This is a genomic window from Croceicoccus hydrothermalis (assembly GCF_022378335.1).
Lineage (GTDB): Bacteria > Pseudomonadota > Alphaproteobacteria > Sphingomonadales > Sphingomonadaceae > Croceicoccus > Croceicoccus hydrothermalis.
In genome coordinates this window covers 1-3,743 of sequence record NZ_JAIQCI010000053.1, presented here as the reverse complement: position 1 = coordinate 3,743, position 3,743 = coordinate 1, and the positions used below count along the sequence as shown (strand labels likewise).

General features: G+C 55.2%; 2 protein-coding genes. One reads left to right on the top strand and one right to left on the bottom strand.

The window, feature by feature from the left end; all coding sequences use genetic code 11:
* Window positions 1-415: 415 nt before the first annotated feature.
* Window positions 416-2,953: a TonB-dependent receptor gene (locus K4G67_RS16545; RefSeq protein ID WP_239807362.1), complete on the top strand. Its 2,538-nt coding sequence runs from the start codon at window positions 416-418 to the stop codon at window positions 2,951-2,953.
* A gap of 209 nt (window positions 2,954-3,162) precedes the next feature.
* Here the strand turns inward: K4G67_RS16545 and K4G67_RS16540 are convergent.
* Window positions 3,163-3,743: IS66 family transposase (locus tag K4G67_RS16540; protein WP_239807361.1), on the bottom strand; the 581-nt coding region annotated here is incomplete at its 5' end.

Sequence of the window (3,743 nt, the reverse complement as noted above, 5' to 3'; positions counted from 1 at the left end):
GATACCCAGTTCCTAATTCAGATCAGAGGCTTAGGCCACTCCCGCCAACCCTTCCGAACCCGCCTGGTGAATACGACGGGCTAGGCCGAAGCCATGCCGGCAATGTCGAATTCTCGCATGCCGCACCCGACGACCATTTGCTGCGGTCGGGATGCCCCCAACGCTTCGACCTTGTCGCGCACTCGTTCAGCGCAGCCACCGACATCCAGATCAGAAAACGGATCACGAGTGCATAGTCTGCGAAAGGCAAAATACCTCGGGCCCATCGTCTGCCGAAATGCCCACGGTGGGCGTACGCAAACGCCCCCCAATGGAAAAAAAACGGTCCCCACCTTAAGATAGGTCATGGCACCGGCATTCGAGCTATCTACCCTCGCAGCAGACATAAAGATTTTAATTCTATGGGAGATGGTCAATGCGAAAATTACTTCATCCTGCCCTGTTGGCGTCTAGCGCCGCGCTTGCAGTCGCGCTTCCCGCGCACGCACAGGATACTGAAAATCAGGACAGTGCCGAAGTGGAGCTCGCCGAAGCTTCACCCGCAGGGCAAGGCGAGATCATCGTTACCGCGCGTCGCACCGATGAGCGACTGCAGGATGTCCCCGTTGCGGTGACTGCTTTTGACAGCCAAGCGCTTGAGCGCAGTACTGTGCAGGAATTGTCCGACGTACGGTCGATTGCGTCTGGTCTGAATTTCAACTCGGAAGGCGGCAAAAGCACGACGAATGTCAGCCTACGCGGCATCGGGCAGCTTCCTGTCGGGCTCACGACTCCGGGTGTCGTAACCTATTTCAACAATATTGCGATCCCCAGCCTCGGTTCGAGTATCCCTACATATGACATCGCGAACATTCAGGTCCTGAAAGGGCCTCAAGGAACACTTTTTGGCAAATCGACGCTTGGCGGAGCGATTCTAGTCAACACAGTGCAGCCGGATCTGTATGATTTTGGAGGCTATGTCCGTGGAACCTATGGACGGTATGAATATCGCGCTCTTGAAGGCGCAATCAATATCCCCATCATTCCTGGCACTGTCGCGCTGCGCGTCGCTGGGCAGATCCGCCGGCAGGATGAACGAATTCGTTCACTCGACTCTGACTTCTTCGCCCTTCCGGAGGTTCAGGCGTTAGGAGTTAACGATCCCAATGCAGGCAGCTACCCGGGGTTCGATGACATTAACAATGACAGCGTTCGCGCATCGCTAACGATAAAGCCGACCGATAGAATATCGAACACCACCGTGTTCGAATATTTCGAGGCGGATGAGCGGGCAGCTGGCCTATTTCTCTATAAAGCCGATTTTGCGCCGTTCCAAAACACTGCATTCTTGCCGCTCATGGGCGATCCAGCCCGGGCAGCCGCAGCGGTCTCACTTGCTAACCTTGCTGCCGATTATGCACGAGAAAATCCGCGCGGTGCATTCGATGGCGGTATCAACGGCGGCCGCGCCTATCGAAAATCGATCGCTGTCGTGAACACGACCGATGTGGATTTAAGCGATAGCCTGTCGATCCGGAACATCTTCGGGTATCGTAAGAATACTAACAATCAAGGAATCAACACCGGTGCCGTGCCGATCCTAGATCAAGGCGGATTCTCTAATCCGTTTCTAGGTGGGCTCGTGACCCAACCGTTTATCGTTTATTACGCCGAGCAGCGCTACGTGCGCGACTATATCGATAACGATTTTCAACTCATCTTCGATAGTGGCAGCGGTCTAAACGGGATATTAGGCGCATACTACAGCGTCGATGGCCCCGCCGGTCCCTCTGGTGACCAATTCACGACCTTCTCCTCGCTGGGCCGCATTCCACCCACAACAACGCATGTGAAAAATCAGAGCTTTGCTATCTACAGTCAGATCACAATTCCGCTTAATGAAAGGCTGAATTTCAACGTTGGCGGTCGGTATAGCTGGGACAAGACACAGTTTTGCTATAGCCCTGGTAATCCGGCAACGTTTGAATCGGTCTCTTTTGACGAGTGTAAGCAAAATATTGCGGACCGCGTTGGTACGCCGACGGAATTCAGTGACGGTTTCGGTCGTGCGTCTACGAAAGATGATTATCCCACCTGGACAATCGGCTTCGACTACAAAGTAAATCCGGACCTGATGGTCTATATCACTAGTCGCCGGGGCGTCCGCCCAAGAAACTTAAACTTTCCACTCTTCGAGTCCGATCCGGTTACCTGCCCTTCAGGGAATTATTCCTTATCCTGTGTCGACCTTACGGGATACCAGACCATTAAGCAGGAACGCGTGACCGACGTAGAAATTGGCGAAAAGCTTAACTTTTTTCTGGGAGGTGCGCGAGGTCGCCTGAACCTTGCCGCCTTCTATTCAAAGTACGAGAATGCGACCCAATTTTTGTCCAATTCGGGCAATTTCCTGTTTCCTCGCGGTACGCTTGATGCTCCTCCGTCATCGTTCATTATCAATGCCGCCGATCTCAGTATCTATGGCGTCGAAATCGATGCAAGCGTGTCGCCCGATAATAACCTGACCATTGGGTTCAACGGCGCTATTACGCAAACGGACATCGACGAGCTTTTGCCCGTGAACACCAATGGGGAGCTGGGGCCCAATGTTGGCACATTCGGCGAGGGACAAATCAACAAGCTGACCCCCACATTCGCAGGTACGTTCAGCGCAAGCTGGATTGCACCGGTCAAGCCGGCAGATGCTGACCTGATTTTCAGTGGGGATCTGTACATGACGGCGGACTACGGCGGTCAGCAGGGTTTCCAGCTGGAAGGCTATTCGTTGGCTAATGGCCGCATCGATCTGAAGGGCATAGGCGGCTCGAGCTTCGACCTCGGCTTCTATCTTAAAAACATCTTCGATGTGGAATATCAGGCTGGTGTTTCGGTTATCCTGCCGGCTGCACCCTACAACAGTCTTTATCTGGGGCCGCCGCGCACATGGGGTGTGGAAGCCAGTTACAGCTTCTGATCACTGGCATTGAAGCGGTCCTGTATTGAGCGGACCGGCGGGGGGGGGCGGACTTCGGTGCGCCCCCCTTTTCTTTTTTTGGAAGACGTCCCCTGGCGTCATTGACATTGCGATAGTGCGCGCACGGCGCCATCGATTCAGAATAGCCGCGGTGTCACCGAGCATTTAATTTTCCGCAAAAGTGGGCAATAGAAATGTAAGCGCTGTTTTCAGCCCACGTCGGCCCAGGGCATGAGTTCGCTGACGCGGTTGGCCGGGTGACCGTTGGCGAGGCTCGAGAGAGTGGCGGTCAACCAGGCGTTCGGATCGATACCGTTCAGTTTGCAGTTTTCGATGAGCGTGGCGATCACCGCCCAGTTGTCGCCGCCTTCGTCGGAACCGGCGAACAGGGCGTTTTTGCGATTGAGGGCGAGCGGGCGGATGGAGCGCTCGACGGTGTTGTTGTCGAGATCGATGCGGCCATCATCAAGGAACCGGAGGAGGCCATCCCACCGGGTGAGCGCATAGCGGATCGCTTCACCGAGCCTGCTCTTGGTGCTGACCTGCCGGCCACGGGTGTCGAGATACTGGTGGAGATCGTCCACGATGGGCCTGCTCCGTGCATTGCGGACGGTCTGGCGTTGCCGCGCCGACGATCCCCGCACTTCGTCTTCGATGGCATAGAGTTCGGCGATGCGGTGCAGCACATCTGATGCGACCGGCGAGCTGGACGCCCGCAATAACCTCTCGCTTTGAGACCGCTGGTGTGATTCATTCGGTGCATTGGAAGGAGAGCATCGATGCAGCCACA